Genomic DNA, 26,406 nt, shown 5'->3' with positions numbered 1-26,406 from the left:
GGCCGGTTTGCCGGCCCCTGAGTCTTTACGCCAGCGCCTGCGCCAGCAGGGTGATCGGATGCTCGCAGCGCTTGCTGGTGGACATTTCGATCTGCCACTTGCAGGTCTCGCAATCGGTCACCACCAGATCCACCCCGCTCTCTTCTATCTGCCGGAACAGCGGCGCGCCGATGCCTTGCGACGTGGCATAGTTCTCCGACTTGAACCCGTAGGTGCCGGCGATGCCGCAGCACTGCGAATCCAGCACCACCAGCTCCAGCCCAGGTATCTGGCGCAACAACTCCAGGGTGTAGGCGGTCCAGCCCATTTTCTCCATATGGCAAGGCGTGTGGTAAGCCACCCGCAGCGGCGTGTGCTGCAGCGGCAGGCTGCGCCCCTGATTGATCAGGCGATAGAGATAGCGCGTCGCCAGCTCTACCCGATCGCGCACCGGGGTGGTGTCCACGTCCAGCAAATGGGGGTATTCGTCACGCAGGGTGAAGGTGCAGCTCGATGAGGTCGCCACCACCGGAATGCCGCGCTCCAGCACCGTTTCCTGCAGCGATTCGGCGTTGACCCTGGCCTGTTTTTTCGCCTGCTCGATAAACCCGTTGGCGATCAGCGGCACGCCGCAGCATTTCTCGCGCTTCAGCAACTGTACGCCGATATCCAGCGCGTTGAACACTCGGATCAAATCCTTGCCCAGCTGCGGGTGGTTGTAGTTGACGAAGCAGCCGTGGAAGAACGCCACCTGCTCGGCGTAACGCTGCTGGGCCTGCGCCTGTTGCCGGTACCAACGGCGGAAGGTGCCGAACGAATACTTCGGCAGTTCGCGACGATGATCGATCTTCAGCGCCTTGTCCAACAGCTTGCGCACCGGTTTCAGCCCGGTGGCGGCGTTGACGATCGGCGCAAACGGCGTCGACAGCGATCCCATGATGTCGGTATGGCTAAGGATGGCGTCGCGCAGCGTCGGTTTGCTCTGGGCGAAGTCGGCACGGGCGCGTTGAATAATGTCGCCGATTTTGACGTCCGATGGGCAGGCCACTTCGCAGCGCTTGCAGTTGGTACAGTATTTCAGCGCTTCGTCATACAGCGCCGGGTCTTTCAGCCGCAGCCGTTCGCCGTCCGGCCCCGCCTGTTTCGGCCCCGGGTAGAGCGGGTTAACTTTGGCTACCGGGCAGTAGGTGGTGCAAACGGTGCATTTGATGCAGCTTTCAAAGCTGTGGTCCTGATGCAGGCTCATGCGTTCTCCTCCGCGGCGATCTGCTGCGCGACGTGCAGCGCCCCGATCAATGACACGCCGGCGCCGCAGCCCTGCTGCAGCGGATCGTAACCGCCGGCGACCGCGCCGATGGCATACAGATTGTCGAACGGCATCCCCTGTTTCATCGCCCGCAGCCTGCCGTCGGTGCGCACGCCGAACTGCAGATAAGGCTGCGGCGCGAACAGTTCGCGTTGGCTCCAGTCGGCACGATCCGCGCGGCTGTGCACGTCCAGCCCGAAGATAGGCTCACGCACCCGGTCGAACTCCGCTACCAACCCGTTGCTGAAGAAGCTGCCGCTGGCCAGCACCACCTGCTGCGCCCGCAGCGGAATATCGCCATGGTTGCGGGTGTACAGGCCGGTGACGCAGCCGGCTTCGCACTCGGCGCGCACTACGCTGTCACCCGGCATGAAAACGCCACCCAGCTGCTGGAGACGCCGCCGCAGCGCCTGATGCAAGCGCATGCCGGGCACCGAAGGCGGCAACGTCGGCAGCAGTCGGATCGGCTTGCCGACCGCATCCTGCAGCACCGCCAGCGACGCATCGTCCTCCAGGCCCAGACAGGCCGGCAGGAAGAGCGCCTCGGCCTCACCCGCCAGCCGCCGCAGCTCTTCGGCCATCGGCGGCAGGCTTTCCATCAAATCCAGTACCCGGGCGATGTTCACCGCGCGGAACTCACTGGGGTTATTGCGCAATCGGTCCAGCGCCGGCACGTGCAGATAGGCTACGTCCGTCTGCACGCCGAGCTCCCGGCTTAAGGAGTCGGCAGCCATCTGCGGCTGGAAGTCGAGGAACCCTTCGATGCCGATCACCGCGATGCGCCGCCAGGGCAACTGGCCGGTCAGCGGCAGCGTCGGGATCGCCTGCGAGCTGAGCCAGGTGGCGCGGCGCGTGCCGAGCGGCGTAATGCGCAGATGGTTTTTGGTCCCCTCACCCTGCAGGTTCAGCCCGCAGCGTTCCAGCAGCCGTTGCGCGGCGGCGGACAGCGCCGCCACCCGGCCGGGGCCAATCAGAGAATACGGATGCTGCGGCGCCTGCTGCGCCAGCTGCGGCAACGCCGCCAACGGCATCTCGACCGGTGTGCCGTCCGGCAATCTCGCCAACAGGTCGAGCGAACCGGAGGAGAAGTAGAGCGCGCTCTGGCCAGAACTGACCACCGCGCAGCGCTTGCCCTGCTCGGCCACGGCAATGGCGCAGCTCAGGCCCGCCAGGCCGCCGCCAATCACCACTACGTCAAATCGCATCATCCGCCTCCTGCCCCTTGTCGGCCTGGGCCTCAAGCCCGCATAACCCTTGATAAACCCAGCTGGTAAATTCGCTCTCGCGCAGCGCATCGCCCCAGGCGATCGGCCGAACACCTTTCCATCGTTCGTTGAGGAACTGCGACAGCTGCGCGATGGACTGCTGCGGCGTGCTGACGTTAAAGCGCGTCAACAGCCCGGCGGCGCGACAGGCGCAGAGTTCCCCCTGGCAGGTGCCCATGCCGACGCGGGTGCGGCGGCGCAGATCCACCAGGTTATTGACGGTCAGCGAATTGACCGCATAGCGCACCTCCCCGGCGGTCACCGCCTCGCATTCGCACACCAGGCTGGTGTCGAGCCGATCGGCCGCCGGCACCTGGCTGGCGCGATCGCCGTGCCGGTAAATCGCCGAACCGCGAATGCTGGCGGGCAGAGAAACTACGCGGCGCACCGTTTCCTCCGCCGACTGACGGGATCCCGGCAACGCGTCCTGCGCAGTGGTGCACGGGCTGTTTACCCCGAGCTTTTCGCACACCTTGTCGGTGGCCCACTCCGCCATCAGGCGGTAGGTCATCAGCTTGCCGCCGGTGATGGTGATGAACCCTTCCAGCCCGTCGCGGGCGGCGTGATCGAGCAGCACGATGCCGCGGCTGACGTTGCGCCCGCTGGGATCGTCGTCGCTGGCCACCAGCGGCCGCACCCCGGCGTAGGCGCGCAAAATGCGGGTCTGCGCCAGAGTGGGCGCCAGCAGCGCCCCTTCGCGGATCAGAATGTCCACCTCCTGCGGGGTCACCAGCATGTTGTCAATTTGGTCGTAGTCGATATGGGTCGAGGTGGTGCCGATCAGCGAGATGGTGTCGCCCGGCACCAGGATGTCGGCGTCCGCCGGTTTGCGGCAGCGGTTGATCACCATGTTGTTGATGCGATGGCCGAGGATCAGCAGCGCCCCCTTGGCCGGGAACATGCGGATGCGCAAATCGGCGTATTCGGCGATCTGCTGGCCCCAGATGCCGGCGGCATTGACCACCACCGGCGCGTGCAGCTCATAGCGCCGCTGACTCTGATGGTCGTAAACGCGCACGCCCGTCACCCGTTCGCCGCTGCGCAACAATCCCACCACCTGGTGGTAGGTCAGGATCTGCGCGCCGTGTTCGCGCGCGTCCAACATGTTGGCGGCGCTCAGCCGGAAGGGATCGACGGTGCCGTCCGGCACGCGCACCGCGCCGATCAGCGCGGGGTTAGCCGCCGGCTCCAGCCGCAGCGCCAGCTGCGGGTCGATCGCTTCGGCGTCGATGTCGGCCTGGCGACAGGCGGCGATAAACTGTTGCTGATACTCCAGCGAGTCCTGCGGCAGGGTGATGAACAGCCCATCGGTGCGCTCGATACAGTGATGCGCGATGCGTTTCAGGATGCGGTTCTCTTCGATGCACTCGCGCGCCGACTCGCCGTCAGTCACCGCATAGCGCGCGCCGCTGTGCAGCAAGCCGTGGTTGCGGCCGGTGGCGCCGGTGGCGATGTCATGACGCTCCAGCAAAATGCAGCGCAAGCCGCGCCGCGCACAATCGCGGGCAATGCCTGCGCCGGTGGCGCCGCCGCCGATGATGATCACATCCGTTTCGCCGCCGTCAAAATAGCTGCTCATTTCGCTCCCTCAGGATCGGTAGTTATGAGCCTATTGAGCCACGGTTATTAGGGTCTTTGTTTGATAAGGAACAAGAACGAACATGAAACGAAATAAAAATGTCCACAAAAAACCATCAATGTGATCATAATCACGATTTTTGGACGTTTTTCTATTTCATAACGTTAACGAATCGCTCAAAATCCGCCGTGGTTTCATGAAAGTGTAACAATTGCGCCATTCGTCACAGCGACACCAGGCGTATTTGATGACAATGGCGCTCGTTATGGAACACAAAAACACCACATTCGATATCCGCTCAATCATCAAATGAACGTAAAAGGTCATATTGATGTGATAACAGATAAAGCCATCGGAGGCGCTCATGTTGAGTATTTTTAAGCCGGCCGCACACATCGCCCGTGTGCCGAGCGATAAGGTAGACCCGCTCTACCGTAAGCTGCGCTGGCAAATTTTCCTGGGGATCTTCTTCGGTTACGCCGCTTACTATCTGGTGCGTAAGAACTTCACCCTGGCCATGCCTTACCTGATCGAACAAGGCTTCAGCCGCGGTGACCTCGGCTTCGCGCTGTCGGGCATCTCCATCGCCTACGGCTTCTCCAAATTCATCATGGGCTCGGTCTCCGACCGATCCAACCCGCGGGTATTCTTGCCAGCCGGCCTGATCCTGGCGGCGGCGGTAATGCTGTTCATGGGCTTCGTGCCGTGGGCAACCTCCAGCATCGCCATCATGTTCGTCCTGCTGTTCCTGTGCGGCTGGTTCCAGGGCATGGGTTGGCCGCCGTGCGGCCGCACCATGGTGCACTGGTGGTCGCAGAAAGAACGCGGCGGCATCGTTTCCATCTGGAACTGCGCCCACAACGTGGGTGGCGGCCTGCCGCCGCTGCTGTTCCTGCTGGGTATGGCCTGGTTCAACGACTGGCACGCGGCGCTGTACATGCCGGCCTTCGGCGCCATCCTGGTGGCCCTGATCGCCTTCGCCCTGATGCGCGACACCCCGCAATCCTGCGGCCTGCCGCCGATTGAAGAGTACAAAAACGACTATCCGGACGACTACAGCGAAAAAGACGAAGAAGAGCTGACCGCCAAGCAGATCTTCATGCAGTACATCCTGCCGAACAAGCTGCTGTGGTACATCGCGGTCGCCAACGTGTTCGTCTACCTGCTGCGTTACGGCATTCTGGACTGGTCGCCGACCTACCTGAAAGAAGTGAAGCACTTCGCGCTGGACAAGTCTTCCTGGGCCTACTTCCTGTATGAGTACGCCGGTATTCCGGGCACTCTGCTGTGCGGCTGGATGTCGGACAAGGTGTTCAAAGGCAACCGCGGCGCCACCGGCGTGTTCTTCATGACGCTGGTGACCATCGCCACCGTGGTGTTCTGGATGAACCCGGCCGGCAACCCGACCGTGGACATGATCTGTATGCTGGTCATCGGCTTCCTGATCTACGGCCCGGTCATGCTGATCGGCCTGCATGCGCTGGAGCTGGCGCCGAAGAAAGCCGCCGGCACCGCCGCAGGCTTCACCGGCCTGTTCGGCTACCTGGGCGGCTCGGTTGCGGCCAGCGCCATCGTCGGTTACACCGTGGACTTCTTCGGTTGGGACGGCGGCTTTATGGTGATGATCGGCGGCGGCGTGCTGGCGGTTATCCTGCTGCTGCTGACCATGCTGAACGAGAAGAAACACCACGCGGAAATCGCTGCCGGCAAGCGCGGCTAACCGTCACACGACTTTTGCATGATTTAAAGGCCGCCCTGCGGCCTTTTTACTACCCTGCCCCCAACAACACGGAGAAAACGGAATGCGGACTCAAGTCAAAGCCCTGCTGACAGGGATCATTCTCGCCACCTCAATGGTCAGCGCCGCGCAGGCGGCGGACAAAGTGGTGATCGCCCACCGCGGCGCCAGCGGCTACCTGCCGGAACACACCCTGCCGGCGAAGGCGATGGCCTATGCGCAGGGCGCCGATTACCTCGAGCAAGACCTGGTGATGACCAAAGACAACGAGCTGGTGGTGCTGCACGACCACTACCTCGATCGCGTCACCGACGTCGCCGAACGCTTCCCGGATCGCGCGCGTAAAGACGGCCGCTACTACGCCATCGACTTTACGCTGGCGGAGATCAAATCGCTGAAGTTCACCGAAGGTTTTGAAATCGAAAACGGCAAGAAGGTGCAGGGCTACCCTGGCCGCTTCCCGATGGGCAAATCCGACTTCCGCGTACACACCTTCCAGGAAGAGATCGAGTTCGTGCAGGGTCTGAACCACTCGACCGGCAAAAACATCGGCATCTACCCTGAAATCAAGGCACCGTGGTTCCATAAGCAGGAAGGCAAAGACATCTCCAGCAAAGTACTGGCGGTGCTCAAGCAGTACGGCTACACCGGCAAGAACGACAACGTCTACCTGCAGTGCTTCGACGCCAACGAGCTCAAGCGCATCAAGAACGAGCTGGAGCCGAAGCTGGGCATGGATCTGAAGCTGGTGCAGCTGATCGCCTATAACGACTGGCAGGAAACCTACGAGCAGAAAGCCGACGGCAAGTGGGTGGAATACGACTACGACTGGATGTTCAAGCCGGGCGCGATGAAGAAAATCGCGCAGTATGCCGACGGCATCGGGCCGGACTACCATATGCTGGTGGTAGCGGATAAATCCAAGCCGGGCCACATCGTGCTGACCGACATGGTGAAAGAAGCGCACGCCAGCAAGCTGGCGGTGCATCCGTTCACCATTCGCGCCGATGCGCTGCCGAAGTACGTGACCGACGTGAATCAGCTGTATGACGTGATTTACAACCAGGCCGGCGTTGACGGCGTGTTCACCGACTTCCCGGACAAGGGCGTGCAGTTCCTGCAGAAGCAGGGCCAGCACAAATAATGCCAAGGGCGCCGCAAGGCGCCCTTGTTATTTCAGAGGAACATTTTACGCAGGTAGTGCGGCACCGCGTTGTCGACGTTGGAGCCGATCACCTCCAGCTCCGGCAGCATATCCTTCAGGCGCTGATGCGCGTCGCGCATGATGCAGCCCTTGCCGGCCATCGACAGCATCTCCAGATCGTTCATGCCGTCGCCGAAGGCGATGCACTCTTGCAGCGTATAGCCGATGATCTTGGCCACTTCTTCCAGCGCATGCCCTTTCGACACGCCGCCCGCCATCACTTCCAGGCAGGTCGGGAACGAGAAGCTGACGTTGACCCGATCGCCCCAGCGCGCGTTGATGGCGTCTTCCACCTGCAGCAACCGCTCATGGTCTTCACAGGTGAAGTAAACCTTGCAGACGCCGTCGGTTTCCAGCAGGCCCGGCTCGAACAGTTGATATTTGAACACAGATTCCTGGAAGAACTCTTCCTGCTCCGGGCTCTCGCGGTTGATGAACCAGTCATCGTTACGGTAGACGTTGGTGGTGATCTCCGGATCGTCGTGCAGCATGCCGTACAGATCGCGGGCGATATCCCCATCCAGGTTATGGCTGAAGATCAGCTCGCCGGCGGTATTGTGCACCCGCGCGCCGTTGGAGGTGATCATAAAGGCGCTGATCTCCAGGCTGTCGCGGATCTGCGCCACGTCGATATGGTGGCGGCCGGTGGCGAACACGAAATGCACGCCGCGCTGGGTCAGCAACTTCAGCGTTTCTTTGGCGTACGGCGACAGGGTATGGTCGGGAGACAGCAGCGTGCCATCTAAATCGGAAGCGACGACGTGATACATAGCGTTATGTTCTAACCTCTGATGGAGTTGTCGGCGGCAGCGCACCGCCTAAGTGTTGAGCAAAGAAGCGCAGAATTGCGTTCAGTGCTTCGGCGCGCATCGCGTCCCGCTCGAACAGGATCTCATGGCGTGCGCCGTTGATAACCAACGGGAGCTCCCCTTCGCAAGGGCGCCCCGCGTCTGACAGAGCCTGACAAAAAGCCTGGTGCGAACGGTTGTCGACTACCCGTTCCTCACCGGCTTGCAAAAGCAACAACGGCGTTGTTATCTCCCCGGCCTGCGCGATAATCTGCCGGCCGGCACGAATGCTCTCCCGCACCCAATGGTAGGTCGGCCCGCCCACCTGCAGCTCGGGGTAATCGGCGTAATAGCGCAGGCTGCGCCGGTAGCGCTCGCGGCTGTGGGTCAACACGTTGACCACATAGGGCAGCGGACGCCACTGGCCGGTGCCCACCGCGTAATAGTCGCGGATCGCCGGGTGCGCCTCCGCCCAGTCGAGAATGCGGTCGGCGAGCCAGCCCGGCATCGGCAACTGAATGCCGAACATCGGCGCGCAAAACGCCGCCGCGTCGAACGCCTGCGGCCGACGCTGCAGGAACCGCGCCAGGATCGCGCCGCCCATCGAATGCGCCAGCGCGAAGCGCTGCCGGTAACCGCGCGATTCGACCTCGCGCAGCCAAAGCTGCTCGAAATCGTCCACGTAGTCGTCGAAGTTTACCACATGACCGCGGTGCGTATCCGCCAGTAAACGCCCGGAGCGCCCCTGCCCGCGATGATCGACGATCACTACGTCGTAACCGCAGTGGAACAGGTCGTAGGCCACCTCAGGGTATTTCACGTAGCTTTCGATGCGGCCGGGGCTGACCACCACCACCCGCTGATGCCGCGCGGAACGAAAACGCACAAAGCGGATCGGCACGCCATCCACACCGCTGAACTCGCCTTCTTCGCGCTGCCGCCAGAAGTCCAGCAGCGGCCCGGTGGCGAAGGCGGCGAACTGCGTTTCACGCGTTAACCAGTCATCGGAGCTGAGAGTGAACGAGATCATCGAGAGCGTTTTCCCTGTGGGGCCGGCGGAAAATGTGACCGCTGGCACAAGAAATCATACTAGCGTATTGTGATTCAATTCTTACAAAAAACGGCGCCGCCTCGGCGCATTGTGGCACAAAACGACACTTTCAGGGAGCCGAGAACCATGACCTTGGACTGGTGGTTAACCTACCTGCTGACCACGCTTATCCTCAGCCTGTCCCCCGGCTCAGGCGCCATCAACACCATGAGCACCGGCATCAGCCACGGCTATCGCGGCGCCGCCGCGTCGATCGCCGGGCTGCAGGTCGGGCTGAGCGCGCACATCGTGCTGGTTGGCATCGGCCTCGGCGCGCTGATTTCTCAATCGCTGCTGGCGTTCGAGCTGCTGAAATGGCTGGGTGCCGCCTACCTGGTGTGGCTCGGCATCCAGCAGTGGCGCGCCGCCGGCGCGCTGGATCTGCATGCGCTGGCGGGCAGCATGCCGCGCCGCCGTCTGTTCCGCCGCGCGGTGCTGGTCAACCTGACCAACCCGAAAAGCATCGTGTTTCTCGCCGCGCTGTTCCCGCAGTTCATTCTGCCCAATCAACCGCAGGCCGAGCAGTATCTGGTGCTCGGCGTCACTACCGTGATAGTGGATATTCTGGTGATGATCGGTTACGCCACCCTGGCGACGCGCATCGCCGGCTGGCTGAAGACCCCGCGCCAGATGCAGCTGCTCAACCGGCTGTTCGGTTCGCTGTTCATTCTGGTGGCCGGCCTGCTGGCGACCGCACGCAAAGCCTGACAAAAAAGGCCGGGCATCGCTGCTCGGCCTTCGGCGTTTCACTGCCGGTTAACGGGTAAAGATCAGGTGTAACCCGAAGCCGGTGAACAGCACGCCCGCCACCCCGTCGATCCACTTGGCCAACCGCTGATAACCGCGGCGCATCGCCGGCAGCGCGAACACCACCGCCACCAGGCTGAACCAGACGAAGGTCTCGGCGACGATCAGCAGGAACAGCCCCCAGCGCGCCCCGGCACCGACGCTGTCGCCGACGAACAGCGAGAACACGCTGCCGAAATAGATCACCGCTTTCGGGTTGGACAGATTGGTCAGGAAGCCGCGAATAAAGCTGCGTCCGGCCTTCGGCAACGCCACCTGGGCCTCCGCCGCCGGCTGCGCTTGCTGCGCCCGCGCGGAACGCAGCAGTTGCCACCCCATCCAGCACAGGTACATCCCGCCGCCGACCATGATGATCTGATGCAGCCAGGCCATTTTCTGCAGGATCAGGTGCAGCCCCATCAAGGCCACGCCGGCCCACACCACGATGCCGAGCGAAATGCCGACCACGCCCATCATCGCCTCACGGCGCGAACGGCTGGCGGCGGTTTGCGACACGAAAAAGAAGTCCGGCCCCGGGCTCATCAGCGCAATCAGATGTACCAGCGCCACGGTGAGAAACAGCATCAGCATGATTTATCGCCCTCAGTCTTCGTCATTGTCGAGATGGTCGCGGATCATCGCCATAAAGGGCGCGCCGAAACGCTCCAGTTTGCGCTGGCCGACGCCGTTGACGCTCAACAGATCGCCGGCCTTGATCGGCATTTGTTCGGCCATTTCCAGCAGCGTGGCGTCGTTGAACACCACGTAAGGCGGAATGTTTTCTTCGTCGGCGATCGATTTGCGCAGTTTGCGCAACTTGGCGAACAGCTTGCGATCGTAATTGCCGCCGTAGGATTTCTGGTTGGCGCTGCTGCGCGACTTCAGGCTCTGAATGCGCGGCACCGCCAGCTGCAGCACCACCTCGCCACGCAATACCGGGCGCGCCGCCTCGGTCAATTGCAGCGCCGAGTGCATGGCGATGTTCTGGGTGATAAAGCCCAGGTGGATCAGCTGACGCAGCACGCTGGTCCAGTGTTCGGTGGTCTGATCGCGGCCGATGCCGTACACCGGCAGCTTGTCGTGACCGTATTCGCGAATGCGTTGGTTGTTGGAGCCGCGCAGCACTTCCACGATGTACCCCAGACCGAAGCGCTGGCCGACGCGATACACGCAGGACAGCGCCTTACGCGCGTCCTCCAGCCCGTCGTAGCGCTTGGGCGGATCGAGGCAGATATCGCAGTTGCCGCAGTTCTCGTGTTTGCCTTCGCCGAAGTAGTTGAGCAGCACCAGACGACGACAGGTTTGCGCCTCGGCGAACGCGCCCATGGCGTTCAGCTTGTGGCGTTCGATGTCCAATTGCTGCCCGGCGGGTTTCTCCTCCAGACAGCGGCGCAGCCAGGCCATGTCGGCCGGATCGTACAGCAGGATGGCTTCGGCCGGCAGGCCGTCGCGCCCGGCGCGGCCGGTCTCCTGATAATAGGATTCGATATTGCGCGGGATGTCGAAGTGCACCACGAAGCGCACGTTGGGTTTGTTGATGCCCATGCCGAAGGCGACAGTGGCCACCACCACCTGCAGATCGTCACGCTGGAACGCCTCTTGCACCTGCGCGCGGCGATCGTTGTCCAGCCCGGCGTGATAGGCGCCGACGCTCAACCCGCGGCTTTGCAGACGCGCGGCGGTGTCTTCCACCTTGGCGCGGCTGTTGCAATAGATAATGCCGCTCTTGCCGCGCTGATCCTGCACGAAGCGCCACAACTGATCGAGCGGTTTGAATTTTTCCACCAGCGTGTAGCGGATGTTCGGCCGGTCGAAGCTGCTGACCTGCACCAACGGATCCTGCAGCGACAGCAGGCGCACGATGTCGCCGCGCGTGGCCTCGTCAGCGGTGGCGGTCAACGCGATCACCGGCATCGACGGGAAGCGTTGTTTCAGCTGACCCAGCGCACGGTATTCCGGCCGGAAGTCATGGCCCCACTGCGAAATGCAGTGCGCCTCATCCACCGCCAGCATCGCCGGCGGGCAGTGATCGAGCAGATTGAGGAAGCTTTCCATCATCAGCCGTTCCGGCGCGATGTACAGCATCTTGATGGTGCCGTTGCGGCAACCGGCCATGACCTCCAGCTGCTCTTCGCGGGTTTGCGTCGAGTTGTAGCAGGCGGCGGAGACGCCGTAGGCCAACAGCTGATCGACCTGGTCTTTCATCAGCGAAATCAGCGGAGAAACGACCAGCGTCAGGCCGTCCATCACCAGCGCCGGGATTTGGTAACACAACGACTTACCGCCGCCGGTCGGCATCACCACCAGGCAATCCTGCCCGCCGATCGCGGCATTGATAATCGTTTGCTGCCCCGGACGGAATTGCTGGTAACCGAAGGTATCGCGCAATACCTGCTCGGCCAGCAACTCTCTGTTAATCACTGCTGCGGTTGACACACACTTCCCCATTTTTTCATCGGTACACACCCACCGGGTATGATTACATAATATCGTTCAGCATGACACCGACGCGCGTGCGACTCTTTTGCCGAAACCGGCTGGAAAGCAACAAAGGTTAAGCATAAAATCAACATGGCATTAACCTGGACTGACCAGTTACCTCCCTTAAAACGCAAAAGAAAAACGGAAACATGCTATGTCGACCACACCTCTCACCCTGGAAACCGCCCGCCAGAAGATCGGCGAAATCTTTGTTTATCACATGCCGTTCAACCGCGAGCTCGGCCTGGAACTGCGCCGTTTCGACGATGACTACGTCGAACTGAGCTTTACCAACCAACGCAAGCTGGTGGGCAACGCCGCGCAGGAGATTCTGCACGGCGGCGTGATCGCCGCGGTGCTTGACGTCGCCGCCGGGATGGCCTGCGCCGGCGGTGTGCTGACGCGCCTGGACCCGCTGATCGAAGAAGAGATCGCTGCCAAGCTGTCGCGCATGGGCACCATCGATCTGCGCGTCGATTACCTGCGCCCCGGCCGCGGCGAGCACTTCGTGGCCACTGCGCACGTGCTGCGCAGCGGCAATAAGGTCGCCGTCGCGCGCGTAGAACTTCATAACCACGACGGCCTGCATATCGCCACCGCTACCGCCACCTATCTGGTCGGCTGATGATTGTGCGCGGTGAGCGTCTTCAGTACACTCACCGCATCTTAAGTTCCCACCCAGAGTGACGTCATGGACGCAAAGCAAACGCGTCAGGGCATTTTCTTCGCCCTGGCCGCCTATTTTATGTGGGGCATCGCCCCGGCCTATTTCAAACTGATTCAGCAAGTGCCCGCCGATGAGATCCTCACTCACCGGATCATCTGGTCGTTTTTCTTCATGCTGGCGCTGATCACGCTGGGCCGCAACTGGCCGAAAGTGCGCGCCGCCTGCCAAAACCGCAAACGGCTGCTGCTGCTGGCGCTCACCGCGCTGCTGATCGGCGGCAACTGGCTGCTGTTCATCTGGGCGGTGAACAACCACCATATGCTGGAAGCCAGCCTGGGCTACTTCATCAACCCGCTGGTTAACGTGCTGTTAGGGATGCTGTTTCTCGGCGAGCGTTTCCGCCGCATGCAGTGGGTGGCGGTGGCGCTGGCGTTCACCGGGGTGCTGGTGCAACTCTGGCAGTTCGGCTCGTTGCCGATCATCGGCCTGGGGCTGGCGTTCAGCTTCGCCTTCTACGGCCTGCTGCGCAAGAAAATCGCCATCGACGCCCAGACCGGCATGCTGATCGAAACGCTGTGGCTGCTGCCGGTGGCGGCGGCCTACCTGTTCCTGTTCGCCGACAGCCCTACCAGCCATCTGAGCGCCAACCCGTGGTCGCTGAACCTGCTGCTGGTCGCCGCCGGCATCGTCACCACCGTGCCGCTGCTGTGCTTCACCGCGGCGGCCACCCGGCTGCGTCTGTCAACGCTCGGCTTCTTCCAGTACCTCGGCCCGACCTTGATGTTCCTGCTGGCGGTCACGTTCTACGGTGAAACCGTCGGCCAGGACAAACTGGTGACCTTCGGCTTTATCTGGGCGGCGCTGATCCTGTTCACCCTCGACGCGCTCTACACCCAGCGCAAGCTGCGCTGAGCCCGGCGCCGCCGGGTTACAGCCAGTTCTTGCGCTTGAAGTACAGGTAAGGGGCCAGGCCGGCCAGGATCATTAGCGTGATGGCCCCCGGGTAGCCGAACGACCATTTCAGCTCCGGCATGAATTCGAAGTTCATGCCGTAGCTGGAGGCCACCAGCGTAGGTGGCAGGAACACCACCGACACCACCGAGAAGATCTTGATGATGCGGTTCTGTTCGATATTGATGAAGCCCATCGCCGCCTGCATCAGGAAGTTCACCTTCTGGAACAGCGATTCGTTGTGCGGCAGCAGGGATTCGATGTCGCGCAGCACTTCACGCGCCTGCTCCAACTGGCCGGTCGGCAGACGCGCCTTGCGCACCAGGAAGTTGAGCGCGCGCTGGGTATCCATCAGACACAAACGCACCTTCCAGCCGATATCCTCCAGTTCCGCCAGCGTCGACAGCGCGGCGTCGTATTCATCGCCCTGATGCCCTTCCATGATCACCCGGCTGAGCTGTTCCAGGTCGCTGTAGATGTTCTCAATCTCGTCCGCCAGCTGTTCAATCTTGGTTTCAAACAGATCCAGCAGCAGTTCGTAGGCGTTGCCTTCGAGCATGGTCTGATTGCGGGCGCGCATGCGGTACAAGCGAAACGCAGGCAGTTCGCGCTCGCGCAGGGTATACAGGCGGCCGTCGCGGATGGTGAACGCCACCGTGGAGTTGCCGGCGTGATCTTCCGCATCTTCAAAGTAGAAGAAGGAGTGGATATGCAGACCGTCTTCGTCTTCGAAGAAACGGGCGGAGGCTTCGATGTCGTCCAGCTCGGGACGCGTCGCCAGGCTTTGTCCCAGCTCATTCTGCACGCGCTCGCGCTCGCCCTCTTCCGGCTCGACCAGATCAACCCACAGCGATGAAGTGAGATCATCTGAGTCGTCCAGTTCCAGGCGGGACAAGCGGCGGTTATCTAATTTAAAAGCGCTCAGCATGTGCCAAAACTCCGTGAAGGTAACGGGTGCGGACAACGCGTTGAAGCACAGAAACAGAGGGGATACGTATCACCGATTTGTTTCAGACCATGAAGAGATCTGACTCATAGCGACACTTTGCGGGGTCGCCGACAACCACGAAGGCTATCAGCAAAAACGGAGAGCCTTAGAAGTTATACCTGCGGCGCAGGTCAGTGAGCCAGTATCTACTGGGTGTGTCCAAGGCGTCTGTCCTCAATGATAATAGTGCGCGCATGTTACGCCGAGAGGAAAAAGCCTGTCAACACGTTAGGAGGGATAATTGCGCAACAAATCATCACGATGATCAATAGCAAAAATCGCGCTTAACCTGGGGTAAACCGTGCTGAAAAAGTCGCGGCGATCGCTTACCGCCAACGAGAATGTTGCTAAGATGACATCACCCTAATGGTACGACAAGCATGCGGATTTAAATGATGAAACAGATTACCGCCCATGAACTGACCGCGATGAGCGAACAGGCCGCCAGCGTGGCCCGCCTGCGCGCGCACCGCACCTTACACGAAGAGCTGAGCGACCCGGTGCAACGCCTGGCGATCGCCATGGAACCCGGCACCTATATCCGCCCGCACCGCCACCCGCAAACCTGGGAACTGCTGACGCCGCTGCGCGGCCGTTTTGTCGTGTTGCAGTTCAACGATGACGGCGTCGTGACGCAGCGCACCCTGCTCGGCGAAGAGACCAAAGTGCTGGAGATGCCGGCATTTACCTGGCATGCAGTGCTGTCGGTCGATGCCGGCGGCGTGGTGTTCGAAGTGAAGCAGGGCCCTTATCAGGCGCTGACGGAAGAGGACTGCATGCAATGGGCGCCGCAGGAAGGCGGCGAAGGCACCGAAGCGGTGATGCGCTGGTATGCCACCGCGCAGGTCGGCGATCGCTACCCTCACTGATCATGAACGATTGCAGGGGCCTGCCCCTGCAACTTCCCTCTCTCTTTATACCGTTTCCAGGCGAGCGTAGGCCGCCACCAGCCACTTGATGCCCTCGCCCGGGAAAGCGATCTGCAGCCGGCTGTGCTCGCCGCTGCCCTCCAGATTGACGATGGTGCCTTCGCCAAACTTGGGATGGCGCACGCGCTGGCCCAGCTTGTAGCCGGTGTCGTTCTCGCTGATCGGCGTGCCCATGCGGCGGTGATTGACCGGGCGGGATACGCTGGCGCGCAGGCGCACTTCTTCCACGCACTCTTCCGGCAGCTCGCCGATAAAGCGCGACGGCCGGTGATACACCTCTTTGCCGTACAAACGGCGCGTTTCGGCATAGGTCAGCGTCAGCTTCTGCATGGCGCGCGTTACGCCCACATAGGCCAGGCGGCGCTCCTCTTCCAACCGGCCGCCTTCATCCAGCGACATCTGGCTCGGGAACATGCCTTCTTCCATGCCGACGATAAACACCAGCGGGAACTCCAGCCCCTTGGCGGAGTGCAGGGTCATCAGTTGCACCGCGTCCTGATAGGCGTCGGCCTGGCCTTCACCCGCCTCCAGCGCCGCATGCGACAGGAACGCCTGCAGCGGCATCAGATCCTGATCTTCTTCCTGATAGCTGAACTGGCGCGTCGCCGTCACCAGTTCCTCAAGGTTTTCGATGCGCGCCTGCCCCTTTTCACCCTTTTCCTGCTCATACATGATGAACAGCCCGGAATCGCGGATCACCCGGTCGGTCTGCACATGCAGCGGCATGTCAGCGGTTTCATGCGCCAGCGACTCCACCAGTTCGATAAAACGCTGCAGCGCGGACGCGGCGCGGCCGGCCAACACCTTGTCCTGCATCAGCTCGCGTGTCGCCTGCCACAGCGTCAGCTGGCGATCGCGCGCCGCCTGGCGCACCACGTCGAGAGTGCGATCGCCGATGCCCCGCGTCGGGGTGTTGACCACGCGCTCAAAGGCCGCATCATCGTTGCGGTTGGAGATAAGACGCAGGTAAGCCAGCGCGTCCTTGATTTCCTGGCGTTCGAAGAAACGCTGGCCGCCGTAGATGCGGTACGGCATCGCCGTCTGCAGCAGCGCCTCTTCCAGCACGCGCGACTGGGCGTTGCTGCGGTACAAGATGGCGCAGTCGTTCAACGCGCCGCCGTTGTCTTGCCAGGTCTTGATGCGATTGACCACAAAGCGCGCTTCGTCGAGCTCGTTGAAGGCGCAGTAGATGGAAATTGGTTCGCCTTCGCCGCCTTCGGTCCACAGGTTTTTACCCATGCGCCCGTCGTTGTTGGCGATCAGGGTATTGGCCGCTTTCAGGATGTTGCTGGTGGAACGGTAGTTCTGCTCCAGGCGGATGGTTTCCGCGCCGGGGAAATCCTTCAGGAAGCGCTGGATGTTTTCCACCTGCGCGCCGCGCCAGCCGTAGATTGACTGGTCGTCGTCGCCGACGATCATCACGTTGCTGTTGCCGCCCGCCAGCAGGCGGATCCAGGCGTACTGGATGCTGTTGGTATCCTGGAATTCGTCCACCAGTATGTTGGTGAAACGTTCGCGGTAATGATTGAGGATATGCGGCTTGTTCAGCCACAGTTCATGCGCGCGCAGCAGCAGCTCGGCGAAATCCACCAGCCCGGCGCGATCGCAGGCTTCCTGATAGGCCTGGTAGATGCGCAACCAGGTGGCCTCCACCGGGTTGTTGTAGGTCTCGACGTGCTGCGGCCGCAGGCCTTCGTCTTTCTTGCCGTTGATGTACCACATCGCCTGACGCGGCGGCCACTGCTTCTCGTCGACGTTCAGCGCCTTGATGATGCGCTTGAGCAGCCGCAGCTGGTCATCGCTGTCGAGGATCTGGAAATCCTGCGGCAGGTTGGCCTCCAGATGGTGGGCGCGCAGCAGGCGATGCGCCAGGCCGTGGAAGGTGCCGATCCACATGCCGCCCTGGCTGGTACCGATCAGATGTTCGATACGATGGCGCATTTCCGCCGCCGCCTTGTTGGTGAAGGTCACCGCCATGATCGAATACGGCGAGCAGTTCTCCACCGACAGCAGCCAGGCGATGCGATGCACCAGCACCCGCGTCTTGCCGCTGCCCGCCCCGGCCAGAACCAACAGGTTGCTGCGCGGCGCCGCCACGGCTTCACGTTGTTTTTCATTCAGGCTATCGAGCAGATCGGAGACGTCCATAGGCACCACTAATGGTTAAGGGAAAACCCGCCGGCGACGGGTTTTTCACTGGAAATTTATACAGAGTTCTGGCAGGGATTATAACAATGCTGTCAGCGATGCCAACTGTGAAATCTCAATATGCGGCAACAGGCGACTGTCGGCGACCTGCATCAGATCCCGTTGGCGATCGTTGATCCAACAGGCCTGCAGCCCCGCACGCAGCGCGCCGGCAACATCGGTGGTCAGATCGTCGCCCACGTGCAGGATCTGTTCGGGCGCCACGCCCAACCGTTCGACGGCCAGGTGATACATGTCCTGATACGGCTTGGCGCGCCCGTCCGGCCCGGAGCGCAACACGAACTGGAAGTAACCGTCCAGGCCGCACTGCGCCGGATCGGCGTTGCCGTTGGTGATCGCCACCAGCGGATAGCGCGCGGCCAGCGCCTTCAGCGTGGCGTGGGTCGTTTCCGGCACCTCGATGCGGCTGCGCCATAGCGCGAAGTTCTGCATCGCCGCATCGGCCCCGACCGCTGCCTCGGCGTCGCGCAGCCCCTGCCGGCTCAGCGCCAGATGAATGGCGCGCCAGCGCCACTCGGTGACGTCGTGGTAGATCTCCGGATCCTGTTCGCGCAGCTCCTGGCGCAGGCGGTGGAAATCCGCCGACTGGAAGCTGTTCAGACCGGGATGGTAGCTCTGCAGGAAGGCCACCGACTGTTGTTCGGTCTGCCTAATCACCGGACGATTGTCATACAGCGTGTCGTCCAGATCGAAAGTCAGCGCCGCCAGCGGGCGCAGCGGGCGATAAAAATGCATCAGGATTTCCCCCGTTTGGCGCGCGGATGAGCGGCATCGTACACGTTCGCCAGATGTTGAAAGTCGAGGTGGGTATAAATCTGCGTGGTGGTCAGGTTGGCGTGGCCGAGCAGCTCTTGCACCGCGCGCAGATCGCCGCTGGACTCCAGCATGTGGGTGGCGAACGAGTGGCGCAGCTTGTGCGGATGAATATGACTGTTGACGCCCTGCTTCACGCCCCATTCGGCGAAGCGTTTTTGCACGTTGCGCGTCGAGATGCGTCGCCCCTGGTTGGACAGGAACATGGCGTCGTCCTGCGGCCCGAACAGATCGCGCATCGCCAGCCAGTGTTCCAGCCAGGTGACGGCGGTTCGTCCGATCGGCAATTTGCGCTCTTTGCTGCCTTTCCCCATCACCCACACCTCGCCGGCGGCCATATCGACATGGCGGCAGTCCAGCCCCACCAGCTCGGAGAGGCGCAGGCCGGCGCCGTACATCACCTCCAGCATGGCGCGATCGCGCACCGCCAGCGGATCGTTGAGATCGATCTCCAGCAGCTGGTTCATTTCATCGACGTCGATGTTTTTCGGCAGATGGCGGCCGCTGCGCGGCGTGCGGATGCCTTTGGCGGGGTTGGCGTGCAACACGCCCTGGCTGACCAGCCAGTCGAGAAAACTGCGCAACGAAGAGAGCCGCAGCGCCAGACTGGCTGACTGCAGGCCGGCGCGTTTGCTGCGCGCCGCCAACATGCGCACCCGGGCGGCGTCCAGCGCCGTCCAGTCGGTGACGCCGATCTCCTGCGCCAGGCGCATCAACGCCGCCAGCTGGCGCGAATAGCTGAGCTGCGTCAGCGGGCTGAGTTGCCGTTCTACCTTGAGATAACGCAGAAAAGCGTCCACCGGCTGCTGCAGGCTGGGCGCAATCGGCGTCATGCGCGTTCGACCCAGCGTTCCAGCAGTTCCGGCAGCATGCGCGCCAGTTGATTGAGCATCACCGTGCCCATGCCCTGCTGATAGTGTTGCGTATCGCGACTGCTGAAGATCACCATGCCCAATTCGCCGTCGTCGCCCAGCATTGACAGCGCCACCGAGCCAATCTGGCCGATCTGTTTGGCCTGCGGCAACAGCAGCAGCAGTTCGGGGCCGTTCAGGCCGCCGAGGTAGTGTTGTTCACTGCCCAAGCGCTGGATGCGGAACGGCTCAAACGCCGAGCGCGTCAGCGCCAGATGGGTAAAGTCGGAAGGCGCGCCGATATTCCAGCGATCGGCAAACAGACGCACCGTAGCGCCGGCCAAACCGAAGCCGCGCGCCCAGCGCTGCAGCCGGTTCAGCATATCCTGCAGGCTGTCGGCGGTGGCCAGATCGGCCTGCAGGTGCAGCAACCTGGCGAACAGCCCTTCATTGGCGCTGGCCTGCTCCATCAACAGCGTGATCTCTTCTTCCAGCCGTTCGATGTGATTGCGTTGGCGGGCCAGATGCCATTCCACCAGCGAAACGGTGCCGCGTACCGGGTGAGGCACGCGCATCTGCTCAACCTGGCGCGCGTTGCGAATAAAGAAATCCGGGTTCTGCAGCAGATACTGCATCACGGTGTCGTCATCCAGCGCCAGGCCGGCGACGCTCTGTTCTTCTACGCTCTTCATAGATGAATAAATCCGTCATAGACATGGGTTGCCGGACCGGTCATAAACAGCGGGTTGCCCGGCCCTTTCCAGCGAATATGCAGGCTGCCGCCCGGCAGTTCTACATGCACCTCTTCTGACAGCAATTCCTGTTGGATCCCCACCGCCACCGCCGCGCAGGCGCCGCTGCCGCAGGCCTGGGTTTCGCCGGCGCCGCGCTCATAAACCCGCAGCTTGATGTGATCGCGGCTGACCACCTGCATAAAGCCGATGTTGGCCCGTTCCGGGAAGCGCTCATGCCCTTCCAGCACCGGTCCGAGCAGCTCCACCTTGGCGGTTTTTACATCATCCACCTGCAAAACACAATGCGGGTTGCCCATCGACACCACGCCGCACAGCACGGTATGTTCCGCCGCGCGCATGATGTAAGTCTTTTCCGCTTTGGCGGCGCGGAACGGCACCGCCTGCGGATCGAAATTCGGCTCGCCCATATTGACGCACACCAGATCGTCGTCGGTGACGCTGAGCACCATACGCCCGGTTTGGGTGCTGACGCGGATATCGCGCTTGTTGGTCAGCCCTTTCAGCCGCACAAAGCGCGCGAAGCAGCGCGCGCCGTTGCCGCACTGGGCCACTTCGCTGCCGTCGGCGTTGAAAATCCGGTAGTGAAAATCCAGCTCGGGATCGTAAGGCGGTTCTACCACCAGCATCTGGTCAAAGCCGACGCCCAGGTGCCGATCGGCCAGCCGGCGGATCAGCTCAGGTGAAAAATAGACATTCTGTGTAACGGCATCGACCACCATAAAGTCGTTGCCCAGACCGTGCATTTTGGAGAACTGCATATCATACTCCGCTATCTGGACGCGCTATCCGTCTTGATTTTGCGGCGGCGCTCGCCACCGCAAACCGGGTGTTACTGATCGACCATCGACGGTTTTTGCTGAGAGCCAGACTGCTCCTGCTGGTTCTTTTGCACCTGATCGCCCGTTTGCACCGGCGGCTTGGCCGATTTTTGGCCAGTGGCGTCGGCAGGTGGGAAGTAAAGCGGGCCTTTCAGACCACAGCCGGCGAGGCCGGTAAGCAGAACTGCCATCAGCGCATAGCGTAGTTGTTTTTTCATTTGCATTAATGCCTGTAATTCATGCGTCCAAGGTCTCTATAATCGCAGGTGGATCATGAAAAGCAATAGGAATTGAATATGAACGACAGCGAGTTTCACCAGTTGGCCGACCAGCTGATGCTGAATATTGAAGAGACACTGGACGATTTTGACGGCGATGCGGACATCGATTACGAAACCAATGGCGGCGTGATGACGCTGAGCTTCGAAAACGGCACCAAGATCGTCATCAACCGCCAGGAGCCGCTGCACCAGGTGTGGCTTGCCACCAAGGCCGGCGGCTATCACTTCAACTACCGCGACGGCGTCTGGCTATGCGATCGCAGCGGGCAGCCGTTTTATCAGCTGCTCAGCGAAGCAGCCAGCACGCAGGCCGGCGAAGCACTGCGTTTTTCCTGAAGCAATGCAGGGCTCGGCCACCGAGCCCTCGCGGCGTCAATGCAGTTGGAACTGCTGTTTGAGCGGCTGAGCGGCGCCGTCGGCCACCGTCACGCACAGGCTGGACAGCACGTTGCTGCGGAACGGGATCACCTGCGTGCGCCCGTCGAGCTGCACGATCTGATAGAACTGCGGCAGGTTGAAGTTGATGAAGCTGGAACCGTAGGTGAAGCGATCGTGCGACGAGGAGTAGAAGCGGCTGACGTCGCGCACCAGTTCCTCTTTACTGCCCTCGCAGTGGTGATACACCTCCACCCGATTAGACTCATCCAGAATATAGATGTTGAAGCCCTTGTCGTCTGAGGTGTCTTCGAAGAAGAACTGAATGATCCCCTCACTGGCGAAACCGTCCACCACCGGCGGCAGATGCACCTGATCGGTTTCCACCTTGATAGACAGGCCGTGCAGCTTGTTGTTGGAGATGGCGCCGTAAAACTCCACCGCGTTCTCCAGCTTTTGCACCGATACGCTCAGACGTTCGAAGAACAGCCCCCAGGTCTGCCCGGCGACGCGCACCGCCTTGAAGCGGCCGGGTTCCAGCCGGGTGCTGGACAGGCGCAGCTCGATGCACTCCGACACCAACTGCTGGATGCGGGTGCGGATCAGGCCGCGCAGGTGCTGACTGTAGCAGAACACTTCCACCGACTCCGGCGGGGCGGCATCCTGGTGCATCTTGCCGAGAATGGTTTTCAACGCTTCCAGCACCGACTGCTCGCCGCTGAAATGCAGGGTACGCACTTCGTTCCAGGAGTTGCGGTACAGCAGATCGATGCTGCCCACCAGACACTGCTGCTGCTGGCCGAAGCTGAACACGTCCAGCTTGCGGAAATCGAAGTGCACCACCTGATTGCGGAACGCGGCGGTCGGATCGTTTTCCAGATTGACGATGATCGCCAGATGGCGAATCTCGCACGGGCTGTACAGCGCTTTCGGCGTCGGCGCCGGCAGGCGCAGCGGGAAGTGATGAGAAACGTCGGCCACCAGCTCCTGCAGCTTGGCGGTGTCGCACAGGTTGCCGCTCTTGATGTGCAGGCGGGTCTGCGGCGTCAGCAGGCCGTTGAAATAGGCCCAGGCCACCAGCTTGTTCAGGTAGCGGTTATATTCCAGCGGCTGATGGCTGACGATCGAATCCATGGCCGGCGCCTGATTATACAGGTACCAGCCGGTGCGGTTGGCGCGGCCAACCGGCACGTGAATAAAGGTTAAATCGTTTTCCGACAGATCCGGCGAGATCTGCGGGTTCACCAGCGTCACCTTGCCGGGCAGCGCTTCAAACGCCGCGTACAGTTTGCGGGTCAACACGCCGATATCCTGCGGGCTGGCGCTGACGCTGAGATTGTTGCGGCGGGCGAAACGGATCAGGTTGCGGTAGCTCTGCATCATCGCGTCGAGCAGCTCGTTATGCGCTTCACGCACCCGTTCGATTTTCCAGTTGGCGCGGTTGTCCAGCATCGCCAGACGCTCTTCGCTCCAGCCCCACTCGCTGACCAACTGGCTGAGGATCTCGCGCCGCCAGCCGACGCAGGCCTTGGCCAGCGACAGCTTTTCACACACTTTCAGATAGAAACAGCGGCGGGCCAGATCGAGGCGGGTGGTATCGTTGATGTCGGTCAGGTAGCGGGTGACGCGTTCGAGCATCATGCAGTAGGCGTCGAGCCCGAAGCTGACGATCTCGCCCTGGTGCAGACGATGTTTGATGTCCGTCGCCAGCAGTTGGGTATTGGGGTATTCCCAGGAATAGGCTTCCAGCAGCAGGGTCTTCAGCACCGCCTTGTAAGGCGAATCGATGCTCTTGTACAGCTGCCACAGGCTGGCGCCGAAGTACTCTTCCGCCGACAGCGAGCTCAGGCCGCCGAGATCCAGCCACTCGTTGGGCGTCAGCGCGCCCTGCGCGTACAGCGACAGCACGTATTCATCGTAGTGCGCTTCTTCTTCGCCCGGCACCATGTTCCACAGGATGCGTTTGCCGGCCAGGCGCACGGCGGTGCGGTAGAATTCGTCGAGCAACAGAATATGCTGCGTCGAGCCGCAGTCTTCGCCGCCCAGGCTGCCGCTTTCATTGTGGCGGAAACGATTTTCGTCGATCAGGAAGAAGCTGACCTCCACCCCCATCGAGGCGGCCCACTTCTCAAGCAGGCTGCATTTTTGCTGCAGGCGGGTGCGTTCTTCGTTGTCCAGCCAGGACTGGTGGCAGACCCAGATGTCGAGATCCGAGCTGCAGCTTTGGCCGATAGACGAGGTGCTGCCCATCGAGTAGACGCCGGTGATCGGCAGCTCGCCGCTGGCCGGCTTATCAAACGGGCTGCCCCATTTGTCTTCTAAATCGTTCAGGTAATCTTGTTGAGTTTCATCAGGCGTGTAGAGGCAAATGCCGTGGGGAACGTTACCGTTCAGGTAACCCGGCATCAGCGGGTGGTGGTGGTGCAGTAAGGTGGGCAGCAGACTGTATACCCGTTGAAACGCGGGCTTCATAGCCGCCAGGGCGCGATCGACACGTAGCTGATTGATCGCATCCAGTCTCTGCTTCAATGTCTCGATGTAGAGGTACAAGACGTCTCGCCTGATTATCCCGGTGTTTAGAAAAAAACCCGTATTCCATAAGCGCCGTTAGTGTAAGAAGAATATTTGGCGACTTATTGCTGGAAACGTGATCAATTTAACACCTTGCTGATTGACCGTAAAGGAGGTAACGCTTCACAATTATTGTAGCGCTTCCCTAAACGATTTACCCGCAGTGTTAACTGCCCCAAAGCACATCACACGTCCCTTTGATTCCGTTGTCCTTTTTCCGCCTCCGGCTTCTTGCACTGACAGTATTGGCTCTCAGTGGTAGGATGGATGGCGAAATATAAAAACGGTAACAAGCATGTTAGACAAAATTATTCGAATTGCCACCCGACAAAGCCCGCTTGCACTTTGGCAAGCACATTATGTGCAGCAACGTCTGATGGCCAGCCATCCCGGCCTGCAGGTCGAGTTGGTGCCGATGGTGACGCGCGGCGACGTTATTCTGGATACGCCGTTGGCGAAAGTCGGCGGTAAGGGCCTGTTTGTTAAAGAACTCGAACTGGCGCTGCTGGAAGGCCGTGCCGACATCGCCGTGCACTCGATGAAAGACGTGCCGGTCGACTTCCCCGCCGGCCTCGGTTTGACCACCATCTGCGAGCGCGAAGATCCGCGTGACGCTTTTGTTTCCAATCGTTTCGCCTCGCTCGATCAACTGCCACAGGGCAGCGTGGTCGGCACTTCCAGCCTGCGCCGCCAGTGTCAGCTGCGTGAACGCCGCCCGGATCTTGTCGTGCGCGACCTGCGCGGCAACGTCGGCACGCGCCTGGCCAAGCTGGACAACGGCGACTACGACGCGATTATTCTGGCGGTGGCCGGCCTGAAGCGCCTGGGGCTGGAGCAACGCATCCGCAGCCCGCTGAGCGCCGAAGAGTGCCTGCCGGCGGTCGGCCAGGGTGCAGTCGGCATCGAATGCCGTCTCGACGACAGCGTCACCCGCGCGCTGCTGGCGCCGCTGAACCATGCGGCCACCGAAACCCGCGTGCGCGCCGAACGGGCGATGAACACCCGTCTGGAAGGCGGCTGCCAGGTACCGATCGGCAGCTATGCCGAACTGGATGGCGACAGCCTGTGGCTGCGCGCGCTGGTCGGCGCGCCGGACGGCAGCCAGATGGTGCGCGGCGAGCGCCGCGGCCCGGCCGCCGAGGCCGAACGGATGGGCGTTGAGCTGGCGGAAGAGCTGCTGGCGCGCGGCGCGCGCGAGATCCTGCGCGAAGTTTATCAGGGAAATCCGCCGGCATGACCATTCTGGTAACCCGCCCATCGCCTTCGGGAGAGCTGCTGGTGAGCCGGCTGCGCGCGCTCGGCCGGGTTGCCTATCATGCACCGCTGATCGACTTCGCCCCCGGCGGCGATCTGCCGGAGCTGCCGCAGGCGTTGCAGCAGCTTAATGCCGGCGATCTGGTGTTCGTGCTGTCGCAACATTCGGTGAACTATGCCGATTCGGTCATCGGCCGCGCCGGGTTGAGCTGGCCCGCTCACCTGGCTTATTACGCCATCGGCCGCACCACCGGGCTGGCACTGCATCGCATCAGCAGTTTGCCGGTGGAGTACCCGCGCGAACGCGAAATCAGCGAAACGCTGCTGCTGCTGCCGGCGTTGCAAAAGCTGGCGGGCAAACGCGCGCTGATTTTGCGCGGCAACGGCGGCCGCGAACTGTTGGGCTCGACGCTGAGCGAGCGCGGCGCCGACGTCAGCTATTATGAATGTTATCAACGCAGCCCGGTGCACTACGACGGCAGCGAGCAAAGCGCCCACTGGCAGCGCGCCGGTGTGGATACGCTGGTGGTGACCAGCGGTGAAATGTTACAACAGCTCTATACTTTAGTTCCTGATTACTATCGTTCTTCATGGCTGCTGCGTTGCCGCCTGGTAGTAGTGAGCGAACGCCTGGCTACCCTCGCCCGGGAATTGGGCTGGCGTACGATTCGGGTAGCTGACAACGCCGATAATGACGCGCTGATCCGCGCGCTACAATAATCTGACTAT

General features: G+C 61.5%; 24 protein-coding genes. 9 read left to right on the top strand and 15 right to left on the bottom strand.

What is annotated here, in order from left to right; all coding sequences use genetic code 11:
• Window positions 1–25: 25 nt before the first annotated feature.
• The 3 genes from glpC to glpA are packed head-to-tail and all read right to left on the bottom strand — an operon-like array spanning window position 26 to window position 4,129.
• Window positions 26–1,225, bottom strand: coding sequence for an anaerobic glycerol-3-phosphate dehydrogenase subunit GlpC (gene glpC / locus ATE40_RS21745; protein ID WP_019452528.1), 1,200 nt, complete (start codon window positions 1,223–1,225; stop codon window positions 26–28).
• Window positions 1,222–2,490, bottom strand: a complete 1,269-nt coding sequence (gene glpB / locus ATE40_RS21740; protein ID WP_063918199.1) for a glycerol-3-phosphate dehydrogenase subunit GlpB — start codon at window positions 2,488–2,490, stop codon at window positions 1,222–1,224. The genes glpC and glpB overlap by 4 nt, the downstream gene beginning before the upstream one ends.
• On the bottom strand, window positions 2,480–4,129 hold the full coding sequence (glpA, locus tag ATE40_RS21735; RefSeq protein ID WP_063918200.1) for an anaerobic glycerol-3-phosphate dehydrogenase subunit A: 1,650 nt from the start codon (window positions 4,127–4,129) through the stop codon (window positions 2,480–2,482). The genes glpB and glpA overlap by 11 nt, the downstream gene beginning before the upstream one ends.
• A 364-nt stretch (window positions 4,130–4,493) precedes the next feature.
• Here glpA and glpT point away from each other — a divergent pair, with 364 nt between their 5' ends.
• Both glpT and glpQ read left to right on the top strand, forming a co-directional pair.
• Window positions 4,494–5,849 carry a glycerol-3-phosphate transporter gene (glpT, locus tag ATE40_RS21730; protein ID WP_004934295.1) on the top strand — a complete coding sequence of 452 codons (1,356 nt, stop codon included), beginning with the start codon at window positions 4,494–4,496 and terminating at the stop codon, window positions 5,847–5,849.
• 82 nt (window positions 5,850–5,931) lie between these two features.
• A complete protein-coding gene (glpQ, locus tag ATE40_RS21725) occupies window positions 5,932–7,011 on the top strand; it encodes a glycerophosphodiester phosphodiesterase (protein ID WP_019452531.1) in 1,080 nt (359 codons plus the stop codon).
• A 32-nt stretch (window positions 7,012–7,043) separates the two neighbouring features.
• Here the strand turns inward: glpQ and yigL are convergent, their stop codons facing one another.
• Window positions 7,044–7,841 carry a sugar/pyridoxal phosphate phosphatase YigL gene (yigL, locus tag ATE40_RS21720; RefSeq protein ID WP_019452532.1) on the bottom strand — a complete coding sequence of 266 codons (798 nt, stop codon included), beginning with the start codon at window positions 7,839–7,841 and terminating at the stop codon, window positions 7,044–7,046.
• A 4-nt stretch (window positions 7,842–7,845) separates the two neighbouring features.
• Window positions 7,846–8,889, bottom strand: a complete 1,044-nt coding sequence (gene pldB / locus ATE40_RS21715) for a lysophospholipase L2 (RefSeq protein ID WP_063918201.1) — start codon at window positions 8,887–8,889, stop codon at window positions 7,846–7,848.
• A 147-nt stretch (window positions 8,890–9,036) separates the two neighbouring features.
• On the opposite strand from pldB, the gene rhtB reads away from it, so the two are divergent.
• A complete protein-coding gene (rhtB, locus tag ATE40_RS21710) occupies window positions 9,037–9,657 on the top strand; it encodes a homoserine/homoserine lactone efflux protein (protein WP_019452534.1) in 621 nt (206 codons plus the stop codon).
• Between the two features lie 48 nt (window positions 9,658–9,705).
• Here the strand turns inward: rhtB and rhtC are convergent, their stop codons facing one another.
• Both rhtC and recQ read right to left on the bottom strand, forming a co-directional pair.
• Window positions 9,706–10,326 (bottom strand): threonine export protein RhtC, encoded by a 621-nt coding sequence (rhtC, locus tag ATE40_RS21705; RefSeq protein ID WP_004934276.1) that lies wholly within the window; start codon window positions 10,324–10,326, stop codon window positions 9,706–9,708.
• 12 nt (window positions 10,327–10,338) lie between these two features.
• Entirely contained in the window at window positions 10,339–12,171 is a 1,833-nt protein-coding gene (gene recQ, locus ATE40_RS21700) for an ATP-dependent DNA helicase RecQ (protein ID WP_063918202.1), read from the bottom strand.
• Window positions 12,172–12,370: 199 nt separating this feature from the next.
• On the opposite strand from recQ, the gene ATE40_RS21695 reads away from it, so the two are divergent.
• Both ATE40_RS21695 and rarD read left to right on the top strand, forming a co-directional pair.
• Complete coding sequence (locus ATE40_RS21695; RefSeq protein WP_063918203.1) at window positions 12,371–12,841, top strand: thioesterase family protein; 471 nt, start codon at window positions 12,371–12,373, stop codon at window positions 12,839–12,841.
• A 66-nt stretch (window positions 12,842–12,907) separates the two neighbouring features.
• Window positions 12,908–13,795, top strand: a complete 888-nt coding sequence (gene rarD / locus ATE40_RS21690; RefSeq protein WP_019452537.1) for an EamA family transporter RarD — start codon at window positions 12,908–12,910, stop codon at window positions 13,793–13,795.
• 16 nt (window positions 13,796–13,811) lie between these two features.
• On the opposite strand, the gene corA is transcribed toward rarD, so the two are convergent.
• On the bottom strand, window positions 13,812–14,762 hold the full coding sequence (gene corA, locus ATE40_RS21685) for a magnesium/cobalt transporter CorA (RefSeq protein ID WP_004934262.1): 951 nt from the start codon (window positions 14,760–14,762) through the stop codon (window positions 13,812–13,814).
• A 455-nt stretch (window positions 14,763–15,217) separates the two neighbouring features.
• Here corA and ATE40_RS21680 point away from each other — a divergent pair, with 455 nt between their 5' ends.
• Window positions 15,218–15,691 (top strand): WbuC family cupin fold metalloprotein, encoded by a 474-nt coding sequence (locus ATE40_RS21680; RefSeq protein ID WP_025160392.1) that lies wholly within the window; start codon window positions 15,218–15,220, stop codon window positions 15,689–15,691.
• A gap of 45 nt (window positions 15,692–15,736) precedes the next feature.
• On the opposite strand, the gene uvrD is transcribed toward ATE40_RS21680, so the two are convergent.
• The 6 genes from uvrD to lptM all read right to left on the bottom strand — a co-directional run bounded on the left by uvrD (window position 15,737) and on the right by lptM (window position 21,414).
• Window positions 15,737–17,899: a DNA helicase II gene (gene uvrD / locus ATE40_RS21675; RefSeq protein ID WP_019452539.1), complete on the bottom strand. Its 2,163-nt coding sequence runs from the start codon at window positions 17,897–17,899 to the stop codon at window positions 15,737–15,739.
• 78 nt (window positions 17,900–17,977) lie between these two features.
• On the bottom strand, window positions 17,978–18,694 hold the full coding sequence (gene yigB, locus ATE40_RS21670) for a 5-amino-6-(5-phospho-D-ribitylamino)uracil phosphatase YigB (protein ID WP_063918204.1): 717 nt from the start codon (window positions 18,692–18,694) through the stop codon (window positions 17,978–17,980).
• Window positions 18,694–19,605 carry a tyrosine recombinase XerC gene (gene xerC, locus ATE40_RS21665; RefSeq protein WP_019452541.1) on the bottom strand — a complete coding sequence of 304 codons (912 nt, stop codon included), beginning with the start codon at window positions 19,603–19,605 and terminating at the stop codon, window positions 18,694–18,696. Before xerC ends, yigB begins: the two co-directional genes overlap by 1 nt.
• Entirely contained in the window at window positions 19,602–20,315 is a 714-nt protein-coding gene (locus ATE40_RS21660; protein ID WP_019452542.1) for a DUF484 domain-containing protein, read from the bottom strand. Before ATE40_RS21660 ends, xerC begins: the two co-directional genes overlap by 4 nt.
• Window positions 20,312–21,136: a diaminopimelate epimerase gene (dapF, locus tag ATE40_RS21655; RefSeq protein WP_004934244.1), complete on the bottom strand. Its 825-nt coding sequence runs from the start codon at window positions 21,134–21,136 to the stop codon at window positions 20,312–20,314. The genes ATE40_RS21660 and dapF overlap by 4 nt, the downstream gene beginning before the upstream one ends.
• A 71-nt stretch (window positions 21,137–21,207) precedes the next feature.
• Window positions 21,208–21,414 carry an LPS translocon maturation chaperone LptM gene (gene lptM / locus ATE40_RS21650; RefSeq protein ID WP_282437009.1) on the bottom strand — a complete coding sequence of 69 codons (207 nt, stop codon included), beginning with the start codon at window positions 21,412–21,414 and terminating at the stop codon, window positions 21,208–21,210.
• 78 nt (window positions 21,415–21,492) lie between these two features.
• Between lptM and cyaY the strand changes: the two genes are divergently transcribed.
• Window positions 21,493–21,813, top strand: coding sequence for an iron donor protein CyaY (gene cyaY / locus ATE40_RS21645; protein ID WP_019452545.1), 321 nt, complete (start codon window positions 21,493–21,495; stop codon window positions 21,811–21,813).
• 36 nt (window positions 21,814–21,849) lie between these two features.
• Here the strand turns inward: cyaY and ATE40_RS21640 are convergent, their stop codons facing one another.
• Entirely contained in the window at window positions 21,850–24,402 is a 2,553-nt protein-coding gene (locus ATE40_RS21640; protein WP_019452546.1) for a class I adenylate cyclase, read from the bottom strand.
• A 316-nt stretch (window positions 24,403–24,718) separates the two neighbouring features.
• Here ATE40_RS21640 and hemC point away from each other — a divergent pair, with 316 nt between their 5' ends.
• Together hemC and hemD are read left to right on the top strand one after the other, a co-directional pair.
• The gene (gene hemC / locus ATE40_RS21635) at window positions 24,719–25,660 is read left to right on the top strand and encodes a hydroxymethylbilane synthase (protein ID WP_063918206.1); all 942 of its coding nucleotides are present in this window, start codon (window positions 24,719–24,721) and stop codon (window positions 25,658–25,660) included.
• Complete coding sequence (gene hemD / locus ATE40_RS21630) at window positions 25,657–26,397, top strand: uroporphyrinogen-III synthase (RefSeq protein WP_063918207.1); 741 nt, start codon at window positions 25,657–25,659, stop codon at window positions 26,395–26,397. Before hemC ends, hemD begins: the two co-directional genes overlap by 4 nt.
• Window positions 26,398–26,406 lie beyond the last annotated feature (9 nt).

It is taken from the genome of Serratia surfactantfaciens, from assembly GCF_001642805.2.
Lineage (GTDB): Bacteria > Pseudomonadota > Gammaproteobacteria > Enterobacterales > Enterobacteriaceae > Serratia > Serratia surfactantfaciens.
Note: the sequence above shows the minus strand (reverse complement) of the source record. Positions and strands in the feature narration are given on the sequence as shown.

Excerpts from the sequence above, each read along its gene's own strand:
- glpC (WP_019452528.1), bottom strand. The coding sequence starts at position 1,225 with ATGAGCCTGCATCAGGACCACAGCTTTGAAAGCTGCATCAAATGCACC.
- glpB (WP_063918199.1), bottom strand. The coding sequence starts at position 2,490 with ATGCGATTTGACGTAGTGGTGATTGGCGGCGGCCTGGCGGGCCTGAGC.
- glpA (WP_063918200.1), bottom strand. The coding sequence starts at position 4,129 with ATGAGCAGCTATTTTGACGGCGGCGAAACGGATGTGATCATCATCGGC.
- glpT (WP_004934295.1), top strand. The coding sequence starts at position 4,494 with ATGTTGAGTATTTTTAAGCCGGCCGCACACATCGCCCGTGTGCCGAGC.
- glpQ (WP_019452531.1), top strand. The coding sequence starts at position 5,932 with ATGCGGACTCAAGTCAAAGCCCTGCTGACAGGGATCATTCTCGCCACC.
- yigL (WP_019452532.1), bottom strand. The coding sequence starts at position 7,841 with ATGTATCACGTCGTCGCTTCCGATTTAGATGGCACGCTGCTGTCTCCC.
- pldB (WP_063918201.1), bottom strand. The coding sequence starts at position 8,889 with ATGATCTCGTTCACTCTCAGCTCCGATGACTGGTTAACGCGTGAAACG.
- rhtB (WP_019452534.1), top strand. The coding sequence starts at position 9,037 with ATGACCTTGGACTGGTGGTTAACCTACCTGCTGACCACGCTTATCCTC.
- rhtC (WP_004934276.1), bottom strand. The coding sequence starts at position 10,326 with ATGCTGATGCTGTTTCTCACCGTGGCGCTGGTACATCTGATTGCGCTG.
- ATE40_RS21695 (WP_063918203.1), top strand. The coding sequence starts at position 12,371 with ATGTCGACCACACCTCTCACCCTGGAAACCGCCCGCCAGAAGATCGGC.
- rarD (WP_019452537.1), top strand. The coding sequence starts at position 12,908 with ATGGACGCAAAGCAAACGCGTCAGGGCATTTTCTTCGCCCTGGCCGCC.
- corA (WP_004934262.1), bottom strand. The coding sequence starts at position 14,762 with ATGCTGAGCGCTTTTAAATTAGATAACCGCCGCTTGTCCCGCCTGGAA.
- ATE40_RS21680 (WP_025160392.1), top strand. The coding sequence starts at position 15,218 with ATGAAACAGATTACCGCCCATGAACTGACCGCGATGAGCGAACAGGCC.
- uvrD (WP_019452539.1), bottom strand. The coding sequence starts at position 17,899 with ATGGACGTCTCCGATCTGCTCGATAGCCTGAATGAAAAACAACGTGAA.
- yigB (WP_063918204.1), bottom strand. The coding sequence starts at position 18,694 with ATGCATTTTTATCGCCCGCTGCGCCCGCTGGCGGCGCTGACTTTCGAT.
- xerC (WP_019452541.1), bottom strand. The coding sequence starts at position 19,605 with ATGACGCCGATTGCGCCCAGCCTGCAGCAGCCGGTGGACGCTTTTCTG.
- ATE40_RS21660 (WP_019452542.1), bottom strand. The coding sequence starts at position 20,315 with ATGAAGAGCGTAGAAGAACAGAGCGTCGCCGGCCTGGCGCTGGATGAC.
- dapF (WP_004934244.1), bottom strand. The coding sequence starts at position 21,136 with ATGCAGTTCTCCAAAATGCACGGTCTGGGCAACGACTTTATGGTGGTC.
- lptM (WP_282437009.1), bottom strand. The coding sequence starts at position 21,414 with ATGAAAAAACAACTACGCTATGCGCTGATGGCAGTTCTGCTTACCGGC.
- cyaY (WP_019452545.1), top strand. The coding sequence starts at position 21,493 with ATGAACGACAGCGAGTTTCACCAGTTGGCCGACCAGCTGATGCTGAAT.
- hemC (WP_063918206.1), top strand. The coding sequence starts at position 24,719 with ATGTTAGACAAAATTATTCGAATTGCCACCCGACAAAGCCCGCTTGCA.
- hemD (WP_063918207.1), top strand. The coding sequence starts at position 25,657 with ATGACCATTCTGGTAACCCGCCCATCGCCTTCGGGAGAGCTGCTGGTG.